The organism is Massilia timonae CCUG 45783 (assembly GCF_000315425.1).
GTDB classification, from domain to species: Bacteria; Pseudomonadota; Gammaproteobacteria; order Burkholderiales; family Burkholderiaceae_D; genus Telluria; species Telluria timonae.
On record NZ_JH992922.1, the window covers coordinates 1,167,971 to 1,193,121 of the forward strand.

Here is a 25,151-nt window from a genome sequence, read left to right on the forward strand (position 1 = left end):
AGATCAAGCCTTGAGCAGCGGCTTCAGGTACTTGCCGGTCGGGCTGTCCTTGACCTTGGCCACCTGCTCCGGCGTGCCGCAGGCCACGATGGTGCCGCCGCCGGCGCCGCCTTCCGGCCCCAGGTCGACGATCCAGTCCGCGGTCTTGATCACGTCCAGGTTGTGCTCGATGATGGCGAGCGTATTGCCCTGGTCGCGCAGGCGGTGGATCACCTTCAGCAGCAAGTCGATGTCGGCGAAGTGCAGGCCGGTGGTTGGTTCATCCAGGATGTACAAGGTGCGTCCGGTGTCGCGCTTGGACAGCTCGAGCGACAGCTTGACGCGCTGCGCCTCGCCGCCCGACAGCGTGGTCGCGCTTTGTCCGAGCTTGATGTAGCCCAGGCCCACGTCCAGCAAGGTCTGGAGTTTACGCGCGATGACCGGCACCGGCTTGAAGAACTCGCGCGCATCCTCGACCGTCATGTCCAGCACTTCGGTGATGTTCTTGCCCTTGTACTGCACTTCCAGCGTTTCGCGGTTGTAGCGCTTGCCATGGCAGACGTCGCACGGCACGTACACGTCCGGCAAGAAGTGCATCTCGACCTTGATCACGCCATCGCCCTGGCAGGCTTCGCAGCGGCCGCCCTTGACGTTGAACGAGAAGCGGCCGGCGCTGTATCCGCGTTCCTTCGCGGTCGGCACGGTCGCGAACAGGTCACGGATCGGCGTGAACAGGCCGGTATAGGTCGCCGGGTTCGAACGCGGCGTGCGGCCGATCGGCGCCTGGTCGACCGAGATCACCTTGTCGAAGTGTTCCAGGCCATGGATTGAACTGTGCTCGGCCGGCTCGGTCTGCGAACCGTACAGGTGGCGCGACAGCGCCGGATACAGCGTGTCGTTGATCAGCGTCGACTTGCCGGAGCCCGAAACGCCCGTCACGCAGGTCATCAGGCCCACCGGCAAGGTCAGGGTCACATCCTTCAGGTTATTACCCTTCGCACCCGTGATCACCAGCTGGCGCGCCGGGTCGGCCTTGGTGCGCTTCTTCGGCACTTCGATCTTGCGCCGGCCGTCAAGATATTGCGCGGTCAGCGAATGCTCGTTGTTCATGATCTGCTCGAGCGTGCCCTCGGCGATCACGGCGCCGCCGTGCACGCCTGCGCCCGGACCCATGTCGACGATGTAGTCGGCGGTGCGGATCGCGTCTTCGTCGTGCTCGACCACCAGCACGCTATTGCCGATGTCGCGCAAATGCTTCAGGGTGGCGATCAGGCGATCGTTGTCACGCTGGTGCAGGCCGATCGACGGTTCGTCGAGCACGTACATGACGCCGGTCAGGCCCGAGCCGATCTGCGAGGCCAAGCGGATACGCTGGGCTTCGCCGCCGGACAGGGTATCCGCGCTGCGGTCGAGCGACAGGTAGTCCAGCCCGACGTTGTTCAGGAACTTCAGGCGCGAGACGATTTCTTTGATCACCCGCTCGGCGATGTCGCGCTTGGCGCCGCTCAGTTCAAGCTTGTCGAAGTAGTCCAGCGTTTCGCGCAGGGGCTTGTCCGACACCTCATAAATGGCGCGCTGCTGCTCGCCCTGGCCGATCTTGACGAAACGCGCTTCGGTGCGCAGGCGCGCGCCTTCGCAGGCCGGGCACTTCTTTTCGTTGATGAACTTGGCCAGCTCTTCCTTGACCGCCATGGAGTCGGTCTCGCGGTAGCGCCGCTGCAGGTTGTTGACCACGCCTTCGAAGGTGTGCTCGCGGATCACGGTGCGGCCACGCTCGTTCACATAGCTGAACGGGATCGCGGTCTTGCCGGAGCCGAACAATACGGCTTCCTGCGACGATTTCGGCAATTGCTCGAAAGGCTTGTCGAGGTCGAAGTCGTAATGGGCCGCCAGGCTCTGCAGCATCTGGAAGTAGAACTGGTTGCGGCGGTCCCAGCCCTTGACGGCGCCGGACGCCAGCGACAGGTGCGGGAAGGCCACGATGCGCTTCGGATCGAAGAACTCGATATGGCCCAGGCCATCGCATTCCTGGCAGGCGCCCATCGGGTTATTGAACGAGAACAGGCGTGGTTCCAGCTCTTGCAGCGAGTAGCCGCAAACATTGCAGGCGAACTTGTTCGAGAAGACGGTTTCCTTCTCGGACTCCATCTCATAGGCCACGGCGCGGCCATCGGCCAGGCGCAGGGCGGTCTCGAAGCTTTCGGCCAGGCGCTGCTTGATGTCCGGGTTCACTTTCACCCGGTCGATCACGACATCGATGCTGTGCTTTTCGGTCTTCTTGAGCTTGGGCAGCTCGTCGATCTCGTAGATCTTGGCAGGGTTGACGCCGCTGGCGATGCGGAAGCGCACGAAGCCCTGGGCCTGCATGGCCTGGAACAGGTCGCCGTGTTCGCCCTTGCGGCCGGCCACGACCGGCGCAAGGATCATCAGTTTGGTGCCTTCCGGCATGGCAAGCACCGCATCGACCATCTGCGACACGGTCTGGGCCGACAGCGGCTCATGCGGGTGTTGCGGGCAATACGGCGTGCCGACGCGCGCGTACAGCAGGCGCAGGTAATCGTGGATCTCGGTGACGGTGCCGACGGTCGAGCGCGGGTTGTGCGAGGTCGCCTTCTGCTCGATCGAGATCGCCGGCGACAGGCCTTCGATCAGGTCGACGTCCGGCTTTTCCATCAGTTGCAGGAACTGGCGCGCATACGCCGACAGCGATTCGACGTAGCGGCGCTGGCCTTCGGCATACAGGGTGTCGAAGGCGAGCGAGGATTTGCCCGAGCCCGACAGGCCGGTGATCACGATCAGCTTGTTGCGTGGCAGGTCGAGGTTGATGTTCTTCAGATTGTGCGTGCGGGCACCACGAATGCGAATTTCTTCCATTAAGTTCGGCAGACTTTCTATCAGTTTTTGCGGGGCCGCAGACGCCAGCAGCGCGGTAAGCGGGCCAATCGGGGAGAACCCGTAAGTGTAGCGCGTTTTTGTTTCGGCTGTACATTCATCCAGTGGTTGGTGTACAGCGATGGCAGAACAGCACGGGGCCCGGATGCGCTTGCAGCCGGCCGGCGCCGTCCGGGGTATGTGGGCGTCTTCAAGGACGCTTCAATGGCAAATCGTTCAGAATCCCAAAATAATTTACGGCGCCCCGCTGTTCCTTCACGCAGGTTTTTTCAGCATCCCGGCGTCAAGTCTTTGTTGCTCTCAGGTTACAATTTACTTCTTTGGGCGAGGGCTTGTGCAATGCAGATTTTTACCGAAGACGACTAAAGTGGACCCATCAGTCAAGACACTCAGCCGGCTAGTTTAAGCTGTGTCCATTTCCACTTCAGCAGCTGCCCGGCGCTGCCCCGTTCCGCCGTTTTTCTCCGGCTCTTGGTCCGCGTCGCCGAACTTGTCGACGATCAACGCACCTCCTCCAACACCGGCACGGTAGACATGATCTGGCGTCTCGTAGCCCAGCGCCTGGTGTGGACGCTCGGCGTTGTAAAACGCGAAGTACTGTGCCAGGCCGACTGTCAGCTCGGCCATGTTGGCGTAGCCCTTCAGGTACACGTCCTCGTACTTCACGTTGCGCCACAGGCGCTCGACGAAGATGTTGTCCAGCGCCCGTCCTCGCCCATCCATGCTGATGGCCACGCCTTCGCGCTTGAGCACGCTGGTAAAGGCGTCACTGGTGAACTGCGAGCCCTGGTCGCTGTTGAATACCTCGGGCTTGCCGTGGTGGCGCAATGCCTCCTCCAGACAGTCCACGCAGAACGACGCGTCCATGCTGTTGCTGATGCGCCAGGCCAGCACACGACGCGAGTACCAATCGATGACCGCCACCAGGTAGGCAAAGCCGCGCGCCAGCCGAATGTACGTCAGGTCCGTACTCCACACCTGGTTCGGCCGCGTGACCGCCACCCCGCGCAGCAGATAGGGATAGACCTTGTGCTGCGGGTGCGGCTTGCTCGTGGACGGCCCCGGCGCCATGCCCGCCAAGCCCATTTCCCGCATCAGGCGCTGCACGCGCTTGCGGTTGACGCGGTGCTCTCGGCCTCGCAGGAAGACCGCCATGCGCCGGCTGCCGTAGAACGGGCGGCTGGTGTACTCCTCGTCGATCAGGGCGCGCAGCTGGCCGTCCTCCTCCTCGATGCATTCCTGTCGGGCCGCCGCCTCCAGCCGCCGATACACGGTCGAACGCGGCACGCCGGCCAGCTCGCACTGCATCGTCAGCGGTATCTTGTCCTCGCGCTCGATCCACCGTGCCCGCTCGGCCGGACTCATTCCCCAAGCTTTTTTTTGAGCCAATCCACCTGCATCTTCAGCTTGCCGATCTCGCTGTACAGCTTGTCCTCCGGGCTGCTTTCGTCCACCGGCTTCGGCCCGCGCTTGACGTCGAACAGGGCGCCGGCGTTCTCCAGGATCTCCTTCTTCCACTGGCCCACCAGTACTGGATGCACGCCGAATTCCTGCGCAATCTCCGTCACCGTCTTCACCCCACGCACCGCTTCCAACCCAACCTTGGCCTTGAACTCGGCGCTGTGCACCCTGCGTTTTTTACCTTCACTCATTCGCTGTCATCCTTTCGCGGACGACAGCTTAAACCACCGTCTCAGATTCGGGGTCCACTATAGACTTCAGCGGCGAACAGCCGGACCACCCATGGGCGGCGCAATTCACCGTCATGTCGTATGCGAGCGGCGGCTACACCAGCATCCCGCACGGGTTCTTCCGTAACTGGCTGGACGAAGAAGCCACCCATGGTTATTTCTACATTGGCCGCTGTTCGGGATTGGGCGTGGGTTCCATCGCCAAGTACGATGCCGGAAAACAGAACCTGGCGGTGGGGCGCTTCGTCGCCGGCGGCTTGCGCCTGCGCTTCCTGTTGAATGGCCAGCACGACATGCGGACCATCTCGACTAGTATGTTCTCGGTCCAGGGCATGGGCTTGCGCAATGCGCCGCCGCCGCAATATGCCGATACCGTGATCAAGAACGACGTCTGGATCGGCGACGAGACCATGGTGCTGGGCGGCAGTGTGATCGAGAATGGCTGCGTGATCGGCGCCCGTTCCGTCCTGCCGCCCAACTTTCGTTCCGAGCCGTACGGGATCTATGCCGGCTCGCCGGCGCGCCTGATCCGCTTCCGTTTCTCGGAGAAAGTGCGCGCCGCGCTGGTCGAACTCGCCTGGTGGGACATGCCGCTGAGCTGGATCCGCGACAATAACGACGCCTTCCTTCAAGACATGACGCAGGACGAGGATGCGGCGCTGGCCACCATCGCCAAGCTGATCGAGCGCCGCAAGGCCTACGAGGCCGAGCATGGCCCGCAGACCTGACATTGCGTCCGATTGAGGAAGCTCACCGGCCAGGATTTATCACGTTTTGATGCATTAAAAACCACGAACAAATTCTGCTGAACAGGCATAATATCGGGTTGCAGCACACAGTTCCCTGACGCTTAGTCAAGTGCAGAGTCAGGGCTCACAACACCATTCAAGGAACCATCATGGCATCAGTCAACAAGGTCATCATCGTCGGCAATCTCGGCCGCGATCCCGAAATCCGCTACATGCCGAGCGGCGACGCCATCGCGAACATCGCGGTCGCCACTTCCTACCGCTCGAAGGACCGCAATACCGGCGAACAGAAAGAACTGACCGAGTGGCACCGCATCTCCTTCTTCGGCCGCCTGGCCGAGATCGTGGGCCAGTACCTCAAGAAAGGTTCGTCGGTCTACGTCGAAGGCCGCCTGCAGACCCGCAAGTACACCGACAAGGACGGCATCGAGCGCTACGCCACCGACATCATCGCTGAAAACATGCAGATGCTGGGCGGTCGCCAGGGTATGGGCGGCGACAGCATGGGTGGCGGTATGGGCGGCGGCATGGACGACGACTACTCGGCCCCGCAGCGTCCGGCTCCGCGCCAGGCGCCACCGGCTCCGGCCGCGCGTCCGCAGCCGAAACCGGCGCCGAACTTCTCGGATATGGATGACGATATTCCGTTCTAAGTGCGCCGTTTAATCTTATAAATCAAGTACTTACGGCATTTATGCCTGTAGTGTAGCTTACTTGGGAAGCTACTGGCAACCCGTCCCACCTTCGTTGGTAACAACTGTAATCCCGAAAGGGAGAGGGGAAAGCAGCATGGCGGGAAAAGGCGGAGACGCGGGGAAAAGACCTACCTTGCTTCCGTCATGCCAAGTCCCGTATGGCTAAGCCTGTATTGGTTGAACCATAGTCCTAAGCCGGGTTCGGGATCTCACCGACGCAGGGTCTTTGAAGCGTCGGTTCGGAAGATAGGCGGGTGATATTAGAACGCCCGCCTACCAAGTTCTTCCGAGGCGCGTACGACGAGTACGTTCACAGGACGAAAGTGGAGCCTAACCGAGACGCATCTTGTTTATAAGAGAACTCGGGATACCCTAAGTTGGACGCCTGGAAGATAGGCGGCCCAATATGGGTACGGAGTCCTCGTAGTACCCAAAGTCGGGCTGCAATGGCACCGGCAGTTCGGACGAACCCGAAGGAACGTATCCGGACCTGATAACCCGCTATAAGTGATCGGCAACGAAAGCGAAAGGTGGCGGTTCAGGGGGAAGGGGGACAGTCAACAGGTCCCTCGATGAAGACCTGAAAGGGAGGATAGTCAGTGCTGTCCGATCGAACGATTAAGGCCATCGAGGGTGCAGCAAAGGCTGTACACAACGGTTGTAAGGCAAAGAAGCTACTCAAGATCATGGGGGCTTGTCCTGACCTATGGTTGCGAGCCTACGCCAACATCCATCCCAACAAAGGCGCGCTAACGCGAGGGGTTGATGACAACACGCTGGACGGCTTTAGCATGGAGAGGGTCAACAACCTGATCCAGTCCATCAAGCACGGAGCGTATAGCCCCAAACCGGTACGACGTGTTCATATCCCAAAGGACAAGCTCAACCCGAAGGGGAAGACGCGGCCATTGGGCATTCCAACCGGGGACGACAAGCTGGTACAGGAGGTCATGCGAATGATCTTGGAAGCCCTGTATGAGCCAGTATTCAGCGAAGACTCCCATGGTTTCAGGCCGCGCAGGTCTTGCCACACCGCGTTGGATGGCATCCGGAGCGGCTGGAAGAGCACGAAGTGGTTTTGCGAAGTAGACATTAAGGGGTACTTCGACAACATCGACCATACGAAGCTGCTCGATATCCTAAGGAAGCGGATCGAGGACGAGACGTTCCTGTCGTTGCTCGGTAAATTTCTGAAGGCCGGGTATGTGGAGGACTGGCGATGGAGTGCAACCCACAGTGGAACACCCCAAGGCGGGATCGTTTCGCCGATTTTGGCAAACATCTACCTGCACGAGCTCGATATCTTCATGCAGGGCCTGAAGGCACAGTTCAATAAGGGACACCGCCGGAGACCGAACCAGGAATACGCAAGGCTGAAGAACCGTGCCTACCTTAGAAGGAAGCGACTGAGGGCGGCAGACACGCTGGGGGAAGAGGAAGCGAGCAATCTTCGAGAGAAGATCGCGACTCTGAAGGAGCAGTACCCTGGGAAGCCAAACGGAGACCTGGACCTTGATGCACCAGCGTACCGAAAGCTCGACAACGAGCTGGCAAAACTGCAGGCGGTGTTGCGGGATAAGGGACCAATTGATGACGAGGAGGTCGGAAGACTGCAATCGGAAATCAAGGTCCTGACCAAGCAGTACAATGCAATGCCAGCCAACGACATGCACGATCCGAACTTCCGTAGGCTGCACTATGTTCGGTATGCCGATGATTTTCTCATCGGGGTAACCGGCACCAAGGACGAAGCCAAAGGGATCATGGCTCACGTGGCCTCATTCATTGAGGGCGAACTGAAGCTTGAAGTCTCGACGGAGAAATCCCGGCTAGGTGCATTCGAGGACGGGTGCAAGTTCCTCGGCTATGGGGTCAAAATGCGGAGAGAAGCAAAGCGGATGAAAACTGTGGTTGGCCGAAGAAGCGGACGTGCGATCCACGCCGTCAAGAGGACAATTACGGGGCACATTCACTTCTCGGTGCCAGAAGAAAAATGTCGTAAGTTTGTACGAAGTCATGGATACGGTGTCTATGACGCTGGGAGGACTGGGTTCTGGTGTCAACGGCGATTGAAAACTGATACAGATTTCGTCGTCCCAGCGATTTAAAACTGATACACCGCCGTCGCCGAACACCGTCCGTGTTCAGCCCATTTCTGCAACATCGCTCCCCCTCATCATCCCGGCCTGTCGCTGGTGCTTCAGCCGGTAGCTCTCACCTGCAATCGGCACGATATGCGCATGGTGCAGCAGCCGGTCGAGCAGGGCCGCGGTGAGCGTCGTATCCTGCGCAAAGGTCGTGTCCCATTGTCCGAACGGCAGGTTACTGGTCACGATCAGGCTGCTGCGCTCATACAAGGCCGCGATCACCTGGAAGAACAGGTTGGCCTGTTCCCGGTTCATCGGCAAGTAACCTATCTCGTCGATGATCAAGAGCCGATATGCCTTGATCGCGCGGTGCATCACCGCTTTCAAATTGTTCTGCGTATGCGCCGTCGTCAGTGCCAGCATGAGGTCGGCCGCCGTCGTGAAGCGCGTCTTGATGCCGGCCTGCGTGGCCTTGTAACCCAGTGCCATCGCCAGGTGCGTTTTGCCTACACCGCTCGGCCCGACCAGTACCACGTTCTCATGCCGCTCGACGAATCCCAGGCCGGCCAGCTCCTCGACTTGGCTGCGCTTTACGCCTTTGGCGAAGTCATAGTTAAATTCGTCCAGCGTCTTCACCACGGGGAATCCTGCCAGACGGGTCATCGTGTTTTGCTTGCGCACGTTGCGCCCAGCTGCTTCCTCCCTCAGCAGCCCCTCCAGGAAGTCGCTGTAGGCCATCTCCTGTTTCGCTGCTTTCTGGGTTGCGGCGCCGTAGCCCTGTGCCACGAACGGCAGGTTCAGGCTCTCGCACAACGCCGCGATACGCTCATGCTGCAGGTTCATGCCGCCACCCCTTCCGATACCCGCACCAGCAGCGCGTCATACACCTGCAACGGATGCTGTACCGGAGAAGGTTGCGCGATCCGCTCCACCACTGCTGCCGGCCGCGGCGCCGCAGGTGCTGCAGCAGCCGGCTGCGGCCTGGCTGCCGCGATGTCCGCCCGCCACGGTGCCGGCAGCGCTTGCAGGTGCTCCACTTCCCGCTTCAAGGCTTCGGCTGGCGGTTCTCCGGTCGTGCCGTGGATGCGCGCATTGGCCACTTCGCGCAGCCAGTGGGCCACCTCGACGTTGGCCGTCACGACGTCGAGCTTCTGGCCGCTCTGTGCCAGCCGGCTCGCCAGCGGCACATAGAACGATCGGCGCAGGTAGCCGTTGAACCGCTCGACCTTACCCTTGGTCTTGGCCCGGTACGGCTGGCACAGCTTGATCACGAAGCCGCTATGCCTGGCATAGTCCAGGAAGCCGGCGTGGAAGCGGTGCTCGCCCTCACCGTACGCATCGCGCTCCAGTACCACCGTCTTCATATTGTCGTACAGGACCCGCCGCGTCACGCCGCCGAACGCTGCAAAGGCGCGCTCGTGGCAGGCGATCAGGGTATCCACCTTCATGTTGTTGACGAACTCCACGTAGCTGGCCCGGCTAAAGCCGAGCGTCGCGCAGAACGCGTGCAATGGCGCGCTGCCTTTACGAAATTCGACCCAGTCCACCTGCAGCTGCTCACCCATCGCCGTCTCGAAACGCACCACCGGATCGGCGGGAGGCGCCGGGCGCAAGGTGCGCACGAAGGCCCTCAACTGGCTCATGCCGCCCTCGTAGCCGCGCGCGGCAATCTCGCGGTACAGCACGGTGGCTGGAATCACGTCGGGCTGAGCAGCTTGCTGCCGATCCCTCAGGTACTGCTCGAACTGCGCCAGCTTCGTCTGGCGTTTGACTTTGCGTTCGTACTTCGGCACGGCCTCCAGGGCCAGGTGCCGGCGCACCGTGTTCACTGCACAGCCTACCTCGGCGGCGATCTGCCGAAGGCTTAACCCATGCTTCTTCAGTAGTTGGATTTCCACGTACACCTCTTTGGGTTTCAAGGCCGCTCCGCAAAGCGGCCATCTTCTCAAAATGGTGTATCAGTTTTCAATCGCTGCCTGTATCAGTTTACAACCGCTGCTGACATCTGGCCGCGTAAATGGATGACGCAATGTTCAGAATACGAAATCGTGACCCAGTACAACGCAGAAATGCGTGGCTTTGCGAACTACTACAACAGATGTGCGCGACTCTACCTGAACAAGGTGGAGTGGATATGGCTGAATAGTCTGATCAGGACTCTTGGCTGGAAATGGGGCCACATGACCCCCAACGCGGTGTACAGCAGACTGCGCCAGCCCGACGGAACGCATGCACTGGAGTTCGAGGGTAAGGATGGGAAACCGCGATTACTCAAGATATACAGTCTAACGGACCGCCGCCGCATATCCTACGGCGACAAAGGGCTGGAGAACCCCTATGTGGACATTCAGCCGAAGGCGGGATGGATGCTTGGGCGGACCGAACTACTGCGTAGGCTGAATGCGCACATTTGTGAATACTGCTGGGACGAGGAGGGGCCGTTCGAGGTTCACCACGTACGGAAAATGAAGGACATCGCCGAAGGGAAGAGTATGTGGCAAAAGCTGATGATCGCCCGGCAGCGAAAGACGATGGTGTTGTGTCTACCCTGTCACCACAGGCTCCACCAAGGCGCTCTCCCGGACAACCGGTTTTGGAAAAATGTTGATACTGTTGATGGAGAGCCGGATGCGTAGAAATGCGCAAGTCCGGTTCGGAGGGAGGGTAACGGGCGACTCTTGAGCGTCACGTACCCTACCCTACGATTTCCGGTCTGATCGGTACGACAAACCCTGCGAGTGCATCATTCGCAGGGTTTTTTTATAGTGCAGCATATTCAAGACACTAGCGCCGCGCCGCCTTCAGGAACAAGCCATGCGCCGGCGCGAAGTTCGCATGCAGCGGCAAATAAGCCGCGCCGATGACCTTGGCCGTCATCCCGATCGTCCCCGCCATCACCAGCGGCCGCTCGGTGCCCTGCCAGCTGTAGCGCGTCATCTGCTCCTGCACCGCGGCGATCAGGCGTTCGAGCAGGGCGCGGCTGACGGCGCCGTCGACGATCACGCCGTCCAGGTCGAGCAGGCAGGCTGCGCCGGTGACGCCGAAGGTGATCGCATTCGCGGCTTCCTCGACCCATTGCAGGGTCACCGCTTCCCATGGGCCGCTCAAGAGGCGGTCGTCGCCGAACGCCAGCGGCGCCAATCCGGCCTGCGCAAGCATCTCTTCCAGCCGCACCAGCGAGGCCGCCCCGAGCAGTTGCGGCGCCACGCCGCGTTCGTCCGTTCCGGCCAGGCCCAATGGCATCGAACCGATCGCGCCGGCGTTGCCGAACTGGCCGCTGTGCGGCTCGCCGTCGATCACCAGGCCGCCGCCGACCAGGGTGTCCACGAACACGTACAGATAGCTTTTCAGCTTGCGTCCGCGGCCGGCCACCAGTTCGGCCACGCAGGCCGCGATCGTGTCCTTGGCGAAGTCCACGCGCAGCGGCGTCATGGCCTGCAGGCGGATGCGCAGGTCGACCCGGCGCCAGGCTTCGGCCTGATGCGGCAGCAGGCTTTCCAGGCCGTGCCAGGTGCCCAGCGTGAGCGGGGCGGCCAGGCCGATGCCGGTCAGGCGCGGGGCCAGCTCCGGGCCGAGGAAGTCGTCCACCTCGCGCAGCCTGGCGTCGATGGCGGCGAACACCTGCTCCACGTCGGGGCTGGCGTAGGGCGTCGACGACTGCCAGCGCAGCGCGCCCGTGAAATCGAGCAGGACCACGTCCAGCGCGCGCCTGCCGATCTGGATGCCGATCGAGAACGCGCCTTCCGGATTCAGGGCGATCGGCTGCGACGGCTGGCCGACCTTGCCGCGCACGGCGTCGCGCTTGACCACCAGCTGCTCGTCCAGCAGGCGGTTGATGATCACCGAGGCGGTCTGGGTGCTCAGATTGGTCAGGCGCGCGACTTCGGCCTTGGGCAGGCTGCCATGGGTGCGGATCGCCTGCAGCACGACCCGCTCGTTGAACTCGCGCATGCCGACCTGGTTCGAGCCGACGGTGCGCAGCAGCGGCATGGTGGCGGGGTCAAAGGCGGGAGGCGGTGCGTTATAGGGCGGCATGGCGCGGCGTTCGATGGGCAAGACAGCGGGAGACGGTAAGTATACGTCCTTCCGCTAAATAAACCTATGCGACTTATTTTTCGGGCCGATCGGGCGCTGTTGGTCGCCGCGCTGGGCCGCTTCGCGCTCGCCCGCCAAAAAATAATGCGGTGACAACTGGTCGAACTTGGCGTTAGAATCGCGCCCAATCAAGTGAATGGTGCCTTCCTGCTCGTCTGCAGGGAGGTGAAACGGGAAGCCGGTGACGTGCGCGATAGCCATCGCGCGCCAGTCCGGCGCAGCCCCCGCTGCTGTAAGCCTGACGACCCCGGTCGAACGCCACTGTGCCCCGTGCACGGGAAGGCAGGACCGGGGAAGGAAGACGGCGAGCCAGAAGACCGGCCATCCACGATGCATTCGCACGTCCCGGGGTGAGGGCGTGCCTGTTGGTTGTCCGCTGTTCCTTCTTTGTCTGCTCGCGTCATTCGCTGCGATCGCTCGCCTGCGCGGCGCGCAAGCGTCCCTGTTCATCGTGGAAGGATGGCGGCTGCCTGTTGTCGTGCGCGCGTCAAGCGCGCAGCTGAAAGGTCGACGTTCACATGAACACGCTTCTCCCTGTCCGCATCTGCGTCGCGCTGGTGTTCCTGCTCGCCTGCATGTCGGGCTTCCAGCACGCCGGCGCCGCCACCCTGTTCGCCGTGGTCACCGAGCGCGCCGCGCCGGGCGCGATCGAAGCCGCCCACCGCCACCTGGCCAGCCGTCCGCGAGACCGCATCCTGCTGCGCACCCCGGCGCAGCTGATGGCGGCCGGCGAGCGCGAGGTGGCGCAGTGGATCGCCGGCGCCGACAGCATCCTGGCGGTGTCGCTGTTCGGCGACCCGGCGCGGCGCATGAAGGATGCACTGGCGCGCCACGCCAGGCCAGGCACCGCCGTGCTGGCGCTGAACGGCGAGGCGACCCTGAACCTCATGACGCGCTCGCGCCACGGCAGCCTGGCCGGCTTCCCGCCCGAGCTGCTGCGCCAGCTGGCCAGCGAAGCGCCGCCGCAGGCCGCGCTGCGGGCGGCCGACGCCAATCCCGCCGCCCGCCACTGGCTGGCCGCGCGCCGCGTGTGGCAGGCGGGCGGCGTCGACAACACCACGGAGCTGATGCGGCACCTGCTCGCGCCGGGCACGCCCCTGGCCGATCCGCAGCCGGAACCGACCCTGCGCCTGCGCGCCGGACAGCGCGAGCTGCAGGACGGCGCCGCCTGGGGCAATGCGTCGAAACTCGGCCTGCAGGACCGCCCGACCGTGGTCGTGCTCGACCTGGCGAACATGGATGGCGTGGTGCCCGCGGCGCTGTGCCGGCGCATCGAGGAACTGGGCCAGCCCTGCGTGCAGCTGCTCACGCGCTGGGGCGGCGCCTCGCGCGAGGCGCTCGAGCGCCTGCCGCAGCTGGTCGCGCCGGCCAAGCCTGCCACGCTGGTGGTGCTGCAGGACTTCGTGGTCGGCGCCGCCGAGGGCCGGGAGGCGGTGGCGGAGGCTTTCAAGCGTCTGGACATCCCGGTGTTCAAGGCGATCCGCCTGTCGGACCGCACCGCGATGCAGTGGCAGCTATCGCCCGACGGCCTGCCGCCCGATTCGGTCCAGTACCGCGTGGCCTTGCCCGAACTGCAGGGCATCGGCCAGCCGATGGTGGTGGCGGCCCTGGGCCAGGCCCGGCGCGACCCCCAGACCGGCATCGAGAACCGCCCGCCCGTGGTGCTGCCGGCTGAAGTCGACCGCCTGTCGGGCCGCGTGGCGCGCTGGCTGGCGCTGCGCGCCAAAGCGAACGCCGACAAGAAGATCGCGATGGTCTACTACAACCATCCGCCGGGCCGCCAGAACATCGGCGCCGATAACCTCAACGTGCCGGACTCGCTGTTCGGGATGCTGCATGCCCTCAAGGCGGCCGGCTACACGGTCGGCGAACTGCCGGCCTCGCCCGAGGCGCTGCTCGACATGATCATGGCGCACGGCGTCAACCTGCCGGAAGACCGCGCCGCCCTGCGCGAGATGGCCGGCGCCGTCAACGGCGTCACGGCGCAGGATTACGCGCGCTGGTTCGCGACCCTGTCGCCGCGGGTGCGGGGCGAGATGCAGGACGGCCTGCTGGGCCGCCTGCATGCCGACGTGCTGGCGGCCGAGAAGGCCGGCGAGCGCGCGCTGGGCCGCAAGCAGGCCGAGACCGTGATCGAGGAGCTGCTGCACCTGGTCGAGGGCGTCGACCATCCGCAGCGCGAGCAGGCCACGCGCGACCTGCATGCGCTGGAAGAAGGCTACTTTGCCTGCCTCGATGAAGCCAGGCCACGGCCCTGCAAGGCGCTGGCGCCCCTCTACCGACGCCTGATCGGCTACGGCATCGAAGGCATGCGCGGCTGGGGCCCGGCGCCGGGCAAAGTGATGGTGGATGGCGGCAAGATGCTGGTGCCGGGACTGGTATTCGGCAACGTCTTCATCGGCCCGCAGCCGCCGCGCGGCTGGGAAGTGGACGAGGAACTGCTGCACGCGAACACCAGCATCACGCCGCCGCATCAGTTCCTGGGCTTCTACCACTGGATCCGCGACCGCTTCAGGGCCGACGCCGTGGTGCACGTGGGGCGCCACTCGACCTATGAATTCATGCCGGGCAAGGCCGTCGGCCTGTCGAGCGACGACTATCCGAGCCTGATCGCGAGCGACCTGCCGGGCATCTACCCGTATATCGTCGACGGCGTCGGCGAAGGCACGCAGGCCAAGCGCCGCGGCCTGGCCATCATCGTCGACCACCTGACGCCGCCGCTGGCCACCACGCCGCTGTACGACGAACTGCTGTCGCTGCGCCAGATCGTCGAGAGTTTTGAAGCCGCATCGTCCGAATCGCTCAAGACCCAGGCCGCGCAGCTGATGCGCGAGCGGGTCGTGGCCCTGAACCTGCGCGCCGAACTGGAAGCGTCGATGTCCGACGTGCTGGAGGTGCGCGGCATCGGTTTCGACGCGGCCGACGACGACCTGCTGGCGCACGAGATCGGCCACTATCTGACCAAGCTGCAGGAGAAATTCATGCCCCATGGCCTGCACGTGTTCGGCCGGCCGTGGAGCAGTGAGTCGCTCGAGCTGATGCTCGATTCGATGAAGAAGAGCGGCATCGACGATCCCGACGTCGCCCATCAACTGCGCGACTCGCCGCGGCGCGAGATGGCGGCATTGCTGGCCGGCCTGGATGGCCGCTACATCGAGCCGGGCAAGGGCAACGATCCGCTGCGCTCGCCCGAGGCGCTGCCGACGGGCCGCAACTTCCACGCCGTCGACGGCGACATCCTGCCGACCCGCCTGGGTTATGGCCTGGGCCGGCAGATGGCAGGCAAGGCGCTTGACCGCGACAAAGTGGGCGAGGGCAGCGAAGGCATCATCCTGTGGGCGTCCGACGCCGTGCGCGACGAAGGGGTGATGGTCGGCTTCGCGCTGGCGATGATGGGCGCCGAGCCGGTGTGGAATGCGCGCGGCATCGTCACCGACGTGAAGCTCACGCCCGGCGCCGTCCGGCGCGATGCGGTGGTCACCACCTCCGGCCTGTTCCGCGACCTGTACCCGAATCTGATCCGCCTGATCGACCGCGCCGGCCGGCTGGCGCTGGCGGCGTCGGCGCAGACGCTGGTCGAACAGGACCCGTCCTTGCGCGACGCCCTGCAGGCGGCGCTGGCGCCGATCGAAGGCGCCGTGTGGGGCCGCGAAGCGGCAAGCGGCAACCGTGTGGCGCGCGAGTGGCTGACGCGCCAGCGGGCGCTGCTGGCCGATGGCATGGCGGCGAGCGAAGCAGGACGGGCCGCGGCGCTGCGCGTGTTCGGCGACGCCCCGGGCGCCTACGGCGCCGGCGTGAACCGCCTGACCGAGCGCTCGGGCGCCTGGCGCGAGCGCGAGGAGATCGGCCGCGCCTACCGTAACCGCATGGGCCACGCCTATGGCCTCGATGCCGAAGGCGCCTCCAGCCACCGCGCCTTCGACGTGGCGCTGGACGGCATCCATCGCACCTATCATGGCCGCGCCAGCAACCTGTATGGCCTGCTCGACAACAACGACGCCTTCGACTACCTGGGCGGCCTGTCGCTGGCGGTCGAGACGCGCACCGGGCGCGTGCCGGATGCGCTGATTCTGCAGCACTCGCGGCCCGGCCAGGCCGACGTCGAGCCGCTCGCCAGCGCCCTGCTGGGCGAGCTGCGCGGGCGTTTCCTGAACCCGGCCTGGCTGCGGCCATTGATGGACAACGGCTATTCCGGCGCGCGCACCATGGGCCAGGAGTTCATCGAAAACCTGTGGGGCTGGCAGGTGACGCGGCCCGACCTGGTCAAGAACTGGGCCTGGGACGAAGTGAAGGCCGTCTACTTCGACGACCGGCACAAGCTCGGCCTGCCCGAATTCCTGGGACAGCGGCACAACGCGCACGTGAAGGCGCACATGCTGGCGGTGTTCATGGTGGCGGCCGAGAAGGGCTACTGGAAGACCGATCCCGAGGCCATCCGCCGCCTGGGCGGAGAGCTGGCGCGCCTGGTGGCGGCCAATGGCTTGCCGGGCAGCGGCCATACGGCGCCGGATCATCCGATGTGGGGCTGGCTGGCGCCGCAACTGGATGGCGCGGATGCGCAAAAGCTCGGCGTGACGCTTGCCAAGGCGCGTGGCGAGCTGCTGCCGGCAGTGGCGACGTCCGTCCCCTCCGTCGCCGTCCCGGCGCAGCAAGCTATCGCACCTGACGCCGGCGAGACGGCAGAACCGGCAGCGCCCGCGCCGGAACCCGAACCGATGCGCGTCTATGAACTGAAACAGCAACCAGAACCCGCGCAGCCCGCCGCGCTGCGCATCGTGCAGGTGCTGGCCATCCTGGCCGCCTGCCTCGCCCTGTTCTCGCTCGGCCTGTGGCGCGGCCGGCACATCCCTCAACCTCTCAGGAGTCATCCATGATCGAAACCCTTTCCTATGCCTGGCTGCACGACGCCGTCAGCTGGCTGCTCGCGCCATCCCTGGTGGCGCTGCTGGCCGGCTGCGCGATCGCGCTGGTCGAATCCGGCATCGCCGTCGGCGAACGCTTCCACGGCCTGGCCAGGCTGCGCGCCAGCGGCGACGTCGAGGCGGTGCAGCGCATTGCCCGCCACCGTCTGGAACGCGCCGACCTGCTGGCGCGCATCCCGCCGATGCTGGGCCTGATGGCCACCATCATCCCGCTCGGACCGGGCCTGGCGGCGCTGGGCGAAGGCGACCCCGCCAAGCTGGCCAGCGCCGTGACCGTCGCTTTCGACGCCACCGTGCTGGGCCTGGTGGCCGGCATCGGCGGCCTGGTGATCGGCAAGCTGCGCCGCCGCTGGTATGAAGAGACGCTGGACGCGATGGAGCCGCAGCCATGAGTGGGCGCGGCAGACTGCGGCTGTACCGCCACCTCGACGCGCGCTTCGACCAGAGCGACGAAGATCCGCGCGCCAGCCTCGTCAACCTGGTCGACGTGATGCTGGTGTTCGCCTGCGGCCTGATCGCCGCCATCGCCGGCGCGCAAGGGGCCCTGAAAACCCCGCAGCCGGTGGAGAAGGGCCGCCAGATCGAGCGTCCCGCCAGCGGCGTGACCCAGGACGGCAGCGGCTACGACCGCGTCGGCGAAGTCTATCGCGATCCCGCGACCGGCCAGCTGGTGCTGATCGAACCCGTGCAAACCAGGAACAAATAATGAACACCGTTTTCCCACCCCGCCCGCTCGCCGCGGTCGTCGCCCTGCTGTGCGCCGCCGGCGCCTTCGCACAAGACCTTCCCACCGTGACCATTCGCGGCGCGGCCGGTGAAGAAGGCCTGGCACTCGACCGCCAGAACACCACCGGCAGCCGCCTGGACATCAGTGCGCTCGACCTGCCCGCCAGCGCCGAGAGCCTTAGCGCCGCCACCATCGCCGCGCGTGGCGACCTGCTGGTCAAGGATGCGGTGACCCGCAGCACCGGCGTGACCGACAGCAGCTCGCCCGGCAGCGGCATCAGCTATTCGGCGCGCGGCTTCAACGGCAACAACGCGATCGCGATGCTGGAAAATGGCCAGCGCCTGCTGGTCGGTTCCAGCACTGCGGCCTATCCGGCCGATCCCTGGGGCTACGAGACGATCGAGGTACTGCGCGGGCCCGGTTCGGTCGTCCAGGGCAGCGGCGCCACCGGCGCCGTCATCAACGCCGTGCGCAAGGCGCCGCGGCGCGCATCCTCGCTCGAGATCCTGGGCGGCATCGGCGGCGGCGAGTCTCTACGCGCCGGCATCGGCGCCACCGGTGCGCTGGGCGAGCAGGGCGCCTTCCGCATCGACGCCTATGCCGGCCGCAGCGACGGCTTCATCGACCGCGGCGAATCCCGCCACGGCAAGATCCTGACCAGCATGACGACGACCCTGGCGCCCGGCGTGACCCTGTACGCCCAGCTCGATCATGCCGAACAAGAGCCGATCCGCTACTTCGGCACGCCACTGGTGAACGGCGGCCTGGCCGAACGGCTGCGCGACCAGAACTACAATGCCGGCGACGCCGTGCTGCGTTTCGTCGACGACAAGGCCGTCGCGCGCCTGCACTGGCAACCGGCGCCGAACCTGGAGATCAGCAACGAACTGGCTTACTTCACGTCGCGTCGCGACTGGCGCAATATCGAGTCGTACGCCTACGACGCCATGCGCGACGTGGTGGAGCGCAGCGACTACATCGGCATCCGCCACGACCAGGAGCAGACCGCGAACCGCCTGGAGGCGCGCTGGAAGACCGGCGCCAACCAGGTCGTGGCCGGCTGGGAAGCGTCGACCATCAACTTCCGGCACATCAATAACTCGCCCTATGGCGGCGCATCGACGGTGGCGCCGACCGGCTTCGACCCGGGCAGCTTCTGGGACACGCCGGACCCGTTCCGCCCGAACTTCGCGACCGACACCACCACCCATGCCTTCTACCTGGAGGACGCGTATCGTGTGAATGAACGCCTGCTCCTGACGGCGGGCGCACGCCATGACCGCTACCAGATCGGCCGCCGCAACCTGCTGGCCGACAGCGGCCATTTTGGCACGACCCTGCGCGCCAATTCGGTCCGGGTCGGCGCGAGCTGGAAGCTGGCGCCGGACACCTCGCTCTACGGCCAGGTCAGCACCGGCAGCGATCCGGTGACGAGCCTCTTGTCGATGACCCTGGCCAACAGCAGGTTCAAGCTGACCGATGCGCGCCAGGTCGAGGGGGGCGTCAAGCAGATGCTGGCCGGCGGCCTGGCCGAGTGGACGGCGGCGCTGTACCGGATCAGGAAGGACGACATCATCACGCGCGACCCTGACAATCCGGCGCTATCGAGGCAGGGCGGCTCGCAGACCTCGCGGGGCGCGGAAGTGAGCGCCAGCGTAAGCCTGGCCCCCGGATGGCGCATGGATGCCAACCTGGCCTATACGGATGCCGAGTTCGACGAACTGCTGGAGGCGGGCAACGTCTCGCGCGCCGGCAATCGCCCGGCCGACGTGCCGAAGGTTTCTTCGAACCTGTGGCTAACGCACCGCGCCGGCGACTGGCGCACGAGCGCCGGCCTGCGCTACGTGGGCGAACGCTTCATCAGCAATGCCAACACCCAGGCCTTGCCGGCCTACACCACGCTGGACGCCTCGCTCGGCTGGGCGCTGAGCCGCAACGTGCAGCTGCAGCTCAACGTACGCAACCTGACCGACAAGCTGTATGCGATCACCTCGTACGGCTCTTCGCAATACCTGCTGGGCGACGAGCGTCATGCCGAGCTGACCGTCCACTGGCGTTACTAGGTGAGTTCCTGGAAGCGCCAGCTCTACTGGTGGCACCGCTGGCTGGGCATCGCGATCGGCCTGCTGGTGCTGCTGTGGTTCGGTTCCGGCATCGTCATGATGTACGTGCCGTATCCCGAGCTGACGGAACAGGAGCGCATGGGCTGGCTGGCGCCGCTCGATCCCGACCGGGTGCAGGTCACGGCCGCTGAAGCATGGACCGGGATCGGCGCCCCCGCGCCGGATGCGGTGCGCCTGAACACCGTGGCGGGCCGCCCCGCGTGGCACTTCCAGCACGAAGGCAGCTGGCATTCGGCATGGGCCGACAGCGGGGCGCCGCTGGAAGTAAACTACCTGATCGTCTCGAGCAGCGCGCGCAGCGCGGCGCCTGATGCGCGTTCGCTGGCGGTCGACAAGATCGAACTGGACCAATGGACTTTCGGCGCCGTGCGCGCGCACCGGCCCCTGTACCGCGTTGCCGCCGACGATGGCGCCGGCAGCATCCTGTACGTGTCCGGCCGCACCGGGGAGCTGGTGCGCGACACGACCCGCAGCGAGCGCGCCTGGAACTGGGCCGGCTCCGTCATCCACTGGCTCTACGTGACGCCGCTGCGCCAGCACAATGAAGCCTGGCGCCAGGCCGTGATGTGGACGTCCGGCGTGGCCCTGGTGCTGGCCGTGACCGGCATGGCGATCAGCCTCCTGCGCCTGCGGCTACGCACGGGGCGGCGCTATGCCGGCGGCAGGATGTCGCCGTATACGGGCTGGAAAGCCTGGCACCACTGGCTGGGCCTGGGCGTCGGTGTGCTGGTCATCACCTGGCTGTTCAGCGGCTGGCTGTCGGTCGGGCCGTTCGGCTTTCCGGCCGGCGGCGGCGTCACCGCGCAAGACCGGCAGGCGTTCGCCGGCGGTGCACTCGACAGCGACGACCTGGCGCTGGATGCGGCCGCGCTGCTGCGCGCGCATCCCGGCGCCTTGGAGCTGGAATGGCGCCGCGTGGGCGGCAAGCTGTATCTGAACGCGCTCGGCCGCGAACGACGCAAGCTGGTCGACGCGCGCAACAGCACCGCCGTGCCTGGCGTGCCGCAGGACGTGCTGCTGCATGCCGCGCAGGCAATCCGCCCCGGCGCGCCATTGCAGGCGGAACTCCTCACCGGACCGGACGATTATTACTACAGCCATCACCGCGCAGTGGCCTTTCCGGTCTTGCGCGCGCGCTTCGACCTGCCTGACGCGCCGGTGTTCTACATCGACCCGGCCCAGGGCCGCCTGGCCGGCTACGTCGACCGCGACAAGCGCTGGGACCGCTGGCTATTCAACGGCCTGCACCAGCTCGACTTCGCCTTCCTGCGCACCAGGCCGGTGTGGGACGTGGTCGTGATCGTCCTGTGCGTGCTGGGCTTTGCCCTGACCTTCAGCGGCCTGGTGCTGGGCTGGCGGCGCTTGACGAAAGGATGATCAGCGCTGCTGGCCGCGGCCGGTCGCGGCCCAGTAGATCCCGCCCAGCAGGTGGCCCAGGTATTGCGGGTCGCGGTACATCTCGCCATTGTGTCCGAGCGTGGTGACGAACACGCGGCCCTTCTCGTGCTGGTGGTGCCAGGCGATCGGGTGCTCCTTGCCCATGCCCTTCACCGTCTGCCCCGGCCAGATCAGGGTCGGGTCGTAGCTCGACTCGTCCACGTTCAGCACCGGGTTGATCGTCACGCTGTAGGGATTGGTGAAGGTGTAGAACTCGTCGCTCCAGACCCAGCGCTCGGGCAGGCCGAAGGTGGCGGGGAAACGCTTGTCGACAACGGTCACCACGCCGGTCTGCAGCTTCGGATGCAGGCCGACCGTGCGGCCCACCATCTTCTCGAACCAGACCCAGTCGTTCGGCCTGGCGATCGCCGCGCGGTGCACCACGACGGCATTGCCGCCGCCGCGCATATACTCCTCGAAGTTGGCGCGCTGGGCGGGGTTCAATTCCTCGCCCGGCGTGTTCAGGAACATCACGGCGGCATACTGTTTCAGGTCGCCTTCGAATACCTGCGTCTTGTTGGTGTAGGTCAGCGCGAACGCGTGCAGCTTGGCCAGGCGTTCCAGGTTGTCGCGCGCGATCGGGATGTATTCGTAGTGGTATTTGCCGGGCGTGGCCAGGACCAGCAGCTTGAACTGGTCTTCGGCCAGGCCGTGCGACGCCGCCGTCGTCAAGACGACGGCGCCCAGCAGCGTTGTCATGCGTCCCATGGATTCTCCTCAGTCGATGCGGGTCGAGTACAGCGAGTGGTGGGTCAGGATGAACAAGGTGCGCTTGTCGGGTCCGCCGAAGATCAGCTGCAAGGGCCGCTCCGGCACGTCGATGCGGCCCTTCTGCTTGCCATCCTTGCCATAGATGAAGACCTGGCCGTTGGCCACGTAGACGTCGCCGTTCGGGCCGACCGCCGCACTCTCGCCGCCGCGGTTGGCCAGCAGCTTAAGGTCGGTGATGCCGCCGCCCGCGTTGACGGCGCCGCTGAAGGTGCGGTTCTCGGAGCCGTTGGTGAACACCACGCGCTGGCCCACCGGCGCCGTGACGAAGCCGAAGGCCTGCAGCGAATCGGCCCAGCGCCAGCCCAGGTGGTCCGCCGCGCCCTGGCGCAGCACGCGGTAGGCGGGCAGCACCAGGCTGCCGTCGGGCGACACGTATTCTTCCTTCTTCGGCAGGGCGACGTCGCGCGCGAACATCTCGGCCAGGGTCGTGAATTCGAAGGTGTCGTAGTCGAGTTGGTCCTTGAATTCGCCGTTCTGCCAGAAGTTGACCGGCACCGCGACCCGCGCGCCCTGGCGAGGCGCGACCGGGGTCGGCTTGATCATCGTGATCTCCGTTCCCGGCGTGCCCGGCTTGAAGGCATACACGCTGGCCTGCGGGCCGTAGTTCGAGATCACCATCAGGTTGCCGCTGTCGTCGATGGCCAGGTTGACCGGGTCGAGCGGGGCGTCGCGCACCACGACCAGGCCCTCGTCCTTCGTGTAGCTGTAGATGCGTTTCCAGTGGCGGTCGACGAAATACAGCTTGCCCTTGGGGTCGACGGTGGTGCCGGCGATCGAATAGAAGCCGCCTTCCAGCTTGTCGACCTTGCCCAGCGGGGCGGGCGCCTTGCGCTGCTTGCCGGTGTAGTCGAACACGGCGAACTCGCGCTCGCGCACTTCCAGCTTGTTGGTGACGTCGCGGATCGCGTTCTCGTAGGCGAACTTGCTGGCGCGCAGATAGGTGGTGCAGCCATTGTCGTCGCAGGTGGCGAAGCCGCTCTCGCCATTCACGTGGACGTTGCGGAAGCGGATGTCGCTGGAATTGGTGATCAGGATCGCGGCCGGCATCGGCTTGTACGAGCGCGTCACGCGGTAGCCGTGGTAGTTCGCAAACAGCAGGTTCTTCGAGTTGCGAATCTCCAGCGACACCGCATCGGCGCCGTCGCGGATCTCTTCCTCGGTCTGCGGCGCCAGGAATTCCCAGTTCTCCACATTGTCCAGCACGATCTCGGCGCGGATATGGTGTTCGGCCGACAGCTCGTAGACCTTGCCCGGCGTCTTGGTATTGGTCACGTAGAAGCCGGCCTGGGCATAGCCGCTGGGCGACCAGATGCCGGAGAAGGTGCCGCCGCCGCCATCGGTCACCCACACGCTCGGATACTGGCGGTCCCAGTGCGCGGTGGTGTCGAACTTGGCGTCCTTCTGGTACGGATCGGCGCGCCGGCCGTCGTACAGGCGGGTGCCGTGGCCGCCCTGGATGCGCACGTCGTCCACCAGCGAGTGCTCGCCGGCGCGCCACAGCAGCGCCACCGCGCGGTTGTTGATCTCGCCGGTCGCCAGGCCGATGCCGGACACGATGCCTTCGCCGCCGCGCGCGCTCTCCAGCAGCGCCTTCGGGCTGTCGACGCCCTGGAACCTGGGCGAGCCGTTTGGCAGCAGGAGCTGGGTCAGGCCCGGGTGCAGGGCGATGATCACGGTGTCGGGCCGCATGCGGATGGTGTCGTTGACGACGTAGAAGCCCAGCGGCAGGTAGACCACGCGATTGGCGTCGATCGCCTTCTGGATCGCCGCCGTGTCGTCGGTCTTGCCGTCGCCTTTCGCGCCGTAGGTATGCACGTTGGCCCACTCCTTCGAGGCCGGCAGCGGGCGCAGGGCGCGCGTCGTCGTCGGGTTGGCAGGCAGCGCAGCTGTCTTGTAATGGGTGGAGAACGTGCCCGGCTCGCCCATCTGCTTGATGAACAGGCCGTAGTTGAATTCGCTGACGGCGTAGTCGCGGCCCTTGCCGGCCAGCGTCTTTCCGCTGTCGCGGAAGCGCACGAAGGTCGGCACGTTGCGCGCGATGGCATTCTCCATGCCGACCTGGGTATAGACATTGTCTTCGTTGCTGACGATGAGCGCAGCCTTGCTGACGTTCTCGAAGCGCACGTCCTTGCCCCACAACCAGTCGCCATAGCCACGGTTGATCTCGACGCCGACCGGGGTGTCCCTGATTTCCGTGTTGATCATCGTGAGGCTGGCCTCGTGCTCGCGGATCGCCGCGTCGCGCTGGCCCTCGAACGTCGAATCCATCAGCGTGAACTGCCAGGCGGGCGAGGTCTTCTCGCTCAGGATGCCGTAGCGGCCGCCGTAGAAGCGCAGGTTGTAGGCCACGTTGCCGACCTGGTAGACGCCGGCCAGGCCGGAACCCAGGTGGAAATCGATATGGCTCAGGTTCGAGTGCTGGGCCGTGTGCATGCGCACCGCGGCCGCGGCCGGGTTGCCGTCCTTGATCTCGAAGTCGACGTTCGACAGCGCCGAATAGAAGGTCGAGGAGTTGGCGTTACGGACCGCCTTGCCTTCCTCCGCGCTGAACGGCACCGCGCTCGGCACCGGCATCGGCACCTTGCCGACGCTGTACTGGTCGCCGCCGGTGAAGATGACCATATTGGCCACGCCCTTTTGGTAGCCGGGCGTGTTCTCGGCCAGCACGAACACGGGACGGGTCGGTCCGACGCCATACAGGCGCACGGCCAGCGGAATCAGCAGCGAGCGGGTAATGCGATAGCGGCCCGAGGGCAGAAACACGATGCCGCCCTGGCTTTTGTTGGCGGCGGCGTCCAGCGCTTGCTGGATCGCGGCCGTGTCGTCGGCCTGGCCGTCACCCGTGGCGCGTACCACGACGGCGCGTGGGTCTTCGGGCATGGTCTGGTAGGCCGAGATGGAGGCGGCGTTCGCGGCGCCGGCCAGCAGGAACGACAGCGCGAGAAGGCGCGGAAATACGGAAAGAGTTGTCATCATTGATCTT

At 65.1% G+C, this 25,151-nt stretch carries 16 protein-coding genes and 1 riboswitch; of the genes, 9 read left to right on the plus strand and 7 right to left on the minus strand.

The features are described from left to right. Positions 1-3 precede the first annotated feature (3 nt). A complete protein-coding gene (uvrA, locus tag HMPREF9710_RS04985; protein ID WP_005664458.1) occupies positions 4-2,853 on the minus strand; it encodes an excinuclease ABC subunit UvrA in 2,850 nt (949 codons plus the stop codon). A 420-nt stretch (positions 2,854-3,273) separates the two neighbouring features. Further along, positions 3,274-4,523, minus strand: a protein-coding gene (locus HMPREF9710_RS04990; protein WP_229409725.1) for an IS3 family transposase whose coding sequence is annotated in 2 segments (ribosomal slippage) — positions 3,274-4,238 and positions 4,238-4,523 — 1,251 coding nt in all. Because the reading frame shifts where the segments join, the coding sequence is not laid out codon by codon here. A gap of 113 nt (positions 4,524-4,636) precedes the next feature. Here HMPREF9710_RS04990 and HMPREF9710_RS05000 point away from each other — a divergent pair. The 3 genes from HMPREF9710_RS05000 to HMPREF9710_RS28375 all read left to right on the plus strand — a co-directional run bounded on the left by HMPREF9710_RS05000 (position 4,637) and on the right by HMPREF9710_RS28375 (position 8,114). Then, on the plus strand, positions 4,637-5,290 hold the full coding sequence (locus HMPREF9710_RS05000; protein ID WP_005664460.1) for an LbetaH domain-containing protein: 654 nt from the start codon (positions 4,637-4,639) through the stop codon (positions 5,288-5,290). Positions 5,291-5,460: 170 nt separating this feature from the next. Then, positions 5,461-5,964, plus strand: coding sequence for a single-stranded DNA-binding protein (ssb, locus tag HMPREF9710_RS05005; RefSeq protein WP_005664461.1), 504 nt, complete (start codon positions 5,461-5,463; stop codon positions 5,962-5,964). 641 nt (positions 5,965-6,605) lie between these two features. Beyond that, a complete protein-coding gene (locus HMPREF9710_RS28375) occupies positions 6,606-8,114 on the plus strand; it encodes a reverse transcriptase/maturase family protein (protein WP_051205019.1) in 1,509 nt (502 codons plus the stop codon). Between the two features lie 36 nt (positions 8,115-8,150). On the opposite strand, the gene istB is transcribed toward HMPREF9710_RS28375, so the two are convergent. Both istB and istA read right to left on the minus strand, forming a co-directional pair. Next, positions 8,151-8,936 (minus strand): IS21-like element helper ATPase IstB, encoded by a 786-nt coding sequence (gene istB, locus HMPREF9710_RS05015; protein WP_005663619.1) that lies wholly within the window; start codon positions 8,934-8,936, stop codon positions 8,151-8,153. Further along, complete coding sequence (gene istA, locus HMPREF9710_RS05020; RefSeq protein ID WP_005663623.1) at positions 8,933-10,012, minus strand: IS21 family transposase; 1,080 nt, start codon at positions 10,010-10,012, stop codon at positions 8,933-8,935. Before istA ends, istB begins: the two co-directional genes overlap by 4 nt. Positions 10,013-10,114: 102 nt before the next feature. Between istA and HMPREF9710_RS05025 the strand changes: the two genes are divergently transcribed. Beyond that, positions 10,115-10,729, plus strand: coding sequence for an HNH endonuclease (locus HMPREF9710_RS05025; protein ID WP_005664464.1), 615 nt, complete (start codon positions 10,115-10,117; stop codon positions 10,727-10,729). Positions 10,730-10,877: 148 nt separating this feature from the next. Here the strand turns inward: HMPREF9710_RS05025 and HMPREF9710_RS05030 are convergent, their stop codons facing one another. Beyond that, the gene (locus tag HMPREF9710_RS05030) at positions 10,878-12,128 is read right to left on the minus strand and encodes an ROK family transcriptional regulator (protein ID WP_005664466.1); all 1,251 of its coding nucleotides are present in this window, start codon (positions 12,126-12,128) and stop codon (positions 10,878-10,880) included. Positions 12,129-12,308: 180 nt separating this feature from the next. Continuing rightward, a riboswitch (cobalamin riboswitch) is annotated at positions 12,309-12,528 on the plus strand. 178 nt (positions 12,529-12,706) lie between these two features. On the opposite strand from HMPREF9710_RS05030, the gene HMPREF9710_RS05040 reads away from it, so the two are divergent. Genes HMPREF9710_RS05040 through HMPREF9710_RS05060 form a run of 5 tightly spaced genes read left to right on the plus strand, consistent with a single transcriptional unit; the run spans position 12,707 to position 21,337 of the window. Next, a complete protein-coding gene (locus tag HMPREF9710_RS05040) occupies positions 12,707-17,062 on the plus strand; it encodes a cobaltochelatase subunit CobN (protein ID WP_005664470.1) in 4,356 nt (1,451 codons plus the stop codon). After that, complete coding sequence (locus HMPREF9710_RS05045) at positions 17,059-17,502, plus strand: MotA/TolQ/ExbB proton channel family protein (protein WP_005664472.1); 444 nt, start codon at positions 17,059-17,061, stop codon at positions 17,500-17,502. The genes HMPREF9710_RS05040 and HMPREF9710_RS05045 overlap by 4 nt, the downstream gene beginning before the upstream one ends. After that, entirely contained in the window at positions 17,499-17,816 is a 318-nt protein-coding gene (locus HMPREF9710_RS05050; protein WP_005664474.1) for a hypothetical protein, read from the plus strand. The genes HMPREF9710_RS05045 and HMPREF9710_RS05050 overlap by 4 nt, the downstream gene beginning before the upstream one ends. Next, positions 17,816-19,900 carry a TonB-dependent receptor gene (locus HMPREF9710_RS05055; RefSeq protein ID WP_005664476.1) on the plus strand — a complete coding sequence of 695 codons (2,085 nt, stop codon included), beginning with the start codon at positions 17,816-17,818 and terminating at the stop codon, positions 19,898-19,900. The genes HMPREF9710_RS05050 and HMPREF9710_RS05055 overlap by 1 nt, the downstream gene beginning before the upstream one ends. After that, entirely contained in the window at positions 19,901-21,337 is a 1,437-nt protein-coding gene (locus HMPREF9710_RS05060) for a PepSY domain-containing protein (RefSeq protein WP_005664477.1), read from the plus strand. Here HMPREF9710_RS05060 and HMPREF9710_RS05065 read toward each other — a convergent pair whose 3' ends face one another. Further along, entirely contained in the window at positions 21,338-22,105 is a 768-nt protein-coding gene (locus HMPREF9710_RS05065) for a ThuA domain-containing protein (protein ID WP_005664479.1), read from the minus strand. Positions 22,106-22,114: 9 nt separating this feature from the next. Further along, on the minus strand, positions 22,115-25,144 hold the full coding sequence (locus HMPREF9710_RS05070; RefSeq protein ID WP_005664481.1) for a glycosyl hydrolase family 28-related protein: 3,030 nt from the start codon (positions 25,142-25,144) through the stop codon (positions 22,115-22,117). Positions 25,145-25,151 lie beyond the last annotated feature (7 nt).

Excerpts from the sequence above, each read along its gene's own strand:
- HMPREF9710_RS05000 (WP_005664460.1), top strand. The coding sequence starts at position 4,637 with ATGTCGTATGCGAGCGGCGGCTACACCAGCATCCCGCACGGGTTCTTC.
- HMPREF9710_RS05070 (WP_005664481.1), bottom strand. The coding sequence starts at position 25,144 with ATGATGACAACTCTTTCCGTATTTCCGCGCCTTCTCGCGCTGTCGTTC.
- uvrA (WP_005664458.1), bottom strand. The coding sequence starts at position 2,853 with ATGGAAGAAATTCGCATTCGTGGTGCCCGCACGCACAATCTGAAGAAC.
- HMPREF9710_RS05050 (WP_005664474.1), top strand. The coding sequence starts at position 17,499 with ATGAGTGGGCGCGGCAGACTGCGGCTGTACCGCCACCTCGACGCGCGC.
- HMPREF9710_RS05040 (WP_005664470.1), top strand. The coding sequence starts at position 12,707 with ATGAACACGCTTCTCCCTGTCCGCATCTGCGTCGCGCTGGTGTTCCTG.
- HMPREF9710_RS05055 (WP_005664476.1), top strand. The coding sequence starts at position 17,816 with ATGAACACCGTTTTCCCACCCCGCCCGCTCGCCGCGGTCGTCGCCCTG.
- HMPREF9710_RS05030 (WP_005664466.1), bottom strand. The coding sequence starts at position 12,128 with ATGCCGCCCTATAACGCACCGCCTCCCGCCTTTGACCCCGCCACCATG.
- istB (WP_005663619.1), bottom strand. The coding sequence starts at position 8,936 with ATGAACCTGCAGCATGAGCGTATCGCGGCGTTGTGCGAGAGCCTGAAC.
- HMPREF9710_RS05065 (WP_005664479.1), bottom strand. The coding sequence starts at position 22,105 with ATGGGACGCATGACAACGCTGCTGGGCGCCGTCGTCTTGACGACGGCG.
- HMPREF9710_RS05045 (WP_005664472.1), top strand. The coding sequence starts at position 17,059 with ATGATCGAAACCCTTTCCTATGCCTGGCTGCACGACGCCGTCAGCTGG.
- ssb (WP_005664461.1), top strand. The coding sequence starts at position 5,461 with ATGGCATCAGTCAACAAGGTCATCATCGTCGGCAATCTCGGCCGCGAT.
- HMPREF9710_RS05025 (WP_005664464.1), top strand. The coding sequence starts at position 10,115 with ATGACGCAATGTTCAGAATACGAAATCGTGACCCAGTACAACGCAGAA.